Below are 1,921 nucleotides of genomic sequence, written 5' to 3'. Positions count from 1 at the left end.
TGTCACGCCGGGGGTCGCGGGTTCGAGTCCCGTCCACTCCGCCACTTATTAGAAAGCCTAGTCTTATGACTAGGCTTTCGTCGTTTCTGGATACGATAATTTTGTCTTCGAGCAACGAGTCCCGGTCGCCTGCGACCCCAAGCACTCCACCATTTATAAGAAGTCTCGCTAGAAATCGCGGGGCTTTTTGCATCTAAATTATAGTGTTCACCCTTCCATTGAATGACTTTTACACAAGGTTTGCGCGTAACCCATGACTCCTAGTTAACGTGTCCCATTATTCTGTTATTTATTAGAAAGTCTAACTCTACGATTAGAGTCTTTTTATTTGTATTTTCTACACCAGTTGTTATTTGAAACGAGCACGCGTTTCACAAACGCATATAGCTTTAAGCTTAGCACTCAAATACTCGAGCTATGCGACGTTATAAGTCAGGTTAATGAGACTGTTCTGACTCAGCTGTATCCATTCAATATCGAAGTTATATAAGGCTTACAACTCATCCTATGTGCCCTGCGTTCGCAGATGTTTGCTTTATCAAGCGAGTGCACTTTAGTATTAGTTAACAGCCCTTCGTCTACGATACCTGACTTCTATTTTTCTCTGTGAATCTAGAGGGTACTTCTGATGTGTAATTAGGAATCGATCATGGATGTTTCTGCTAAGAGCGCTATAGCCCTTAATGAGGTGACTTCATCCTCTTGTTATTCATTAAGCTTAAACCACTCTTAATTGTATTGAGCACCCTGTTTGAAAAGTATCTCAAAGGGGAATTGGACTATATTTCAGGTTGAAGGAGAAAGTCGCTAGATTAAGGGCCCAAATTGGTGCCGGTGGGATACATATGCTAAGAAATAGAGAATTTCTCGTATTCGTGCAGTGATATTTATTATCCAATCAGATCGAGACTCTCTGGCTCTAGGTTCAGGTATCTTAGGAGATGTTTACCGGTCTCTTTTCTACTCTGATGTGTTTGTTGACTCGATATGAATTAGTTATGTTGACCACTTTACTCTGAACATATTGATTTCTTGCTGGTTAATTCAAGCTATGTTTTGGCTATTGCGACTAATATTAAGCTAGAAGGGCGTTATCGTTCACTTGGTAAGAATAGACTCAAAAAAAGATCATCGGGTGATATTTTAGTGATTATTTTAACAAATAGATAAAGCCTTAAAAGCTAATGGGGCGAACTATGAAATTAAGCTTTAACTTTGAAGATGCCAGTCAGATCTTTGTAGGATCTTTTGCTTTGGCTGTACCGATTTCTTTTTCCGAAGAAGCCTGGAAGTTAGGGGAGACTTTGCCTACTGCTAATCTGTTGCTGCTATTTTTATTATCAGCTGTGTTCTTAGGCTTTTATACTTATGAAAGTGTCTTTCAAAAAAATGTTGTTGCGCGCATGCCGGTGTTTATTTTCAGAATTGTTATTGCTTATGCTATGACGGCGTTGGTAGTTGCTTTGGTCCTGACATGTTTGGATAAGTTGCCTCTATTAAGCGATCCAATAGTCTCGTTTAAACGTGTCATTGTTATATCAATGCCCGCGTCTATGGGGGCTATTATAGTGGATAGTTTCGATAAAGAGTGAAACCGTATATCACCCAGGTTAAGTCATCAACAGAGCCATTCTAGCGCTTATTTGGTTCACTCTTAGATAACCAAGTAGCAAGCTCGCTAGAAAGGTTTCGACATGTCGTTGGGTGATTAAAGCTAAATCAAAAGAGTAAGGCCTAATTGTTTTACAAGAAAATTAAGACTGAGAGTTTCTGTACTGAATGAGCGATTAGAAAGGTGAGGGAGATGGAGGCACGCTAGGATCTTTAGATGCAAAAAAGCCGCATCAATGATGCGGCTTTCTTTAATTGGCTCCCCTTGCAAGACTTGAACTTGCGACATACGGATTAACAGTCCGCCGTT

2 protein-coding genes are annotated in these 1,921 nt (G+C 40.2%); one reads left to right on the top strand and one right to left on the bottom strand.

The window, feature by feature from the left end; translation table 11 throughout:
- Positions 1 to 1,196: 1,196 nt before the first annotated feature.
- Positions 1,197 to 1,592 (top strand): DUF2391 family protein, encoded by a 396-nt coding sequence (locus tag ACED28_RS23090; RefSeq protein WP_009847710.1) that lies wholly within the window; start codon positions 1,197 to 1,199, stop codon positions 1,590 to 1,592.
- A 122-nt stretch (positions 1,593 to 1,714) separates the two neighbouring features.
- Here the strand turns inward: ACED28_RS23090 and ACED28_RS23085 are convergent.
- On the bottom strand, positions 1,715 to 1,921 hold a 207-nt coding region (locus tag ACED28_RS23085; protein WP_371708951.1), incomplete at its 5' end, for a hypothetical protein.

Source organism: Vibrio sp. 1F253 (genome assembly GCF_041439295.1).
GTDB classification, from domain to species: Bacteria; Pseudomonadota; Gammaproteobacteria; order Enterobacterales; family Vibrionaceae; genus Vibrio; species Vibrio tasmaniensis_A.
Note: the sequence above shows the minus strand (reverse complement) of the source record. Positions and strands in the feature narration are given on the sequence as shown.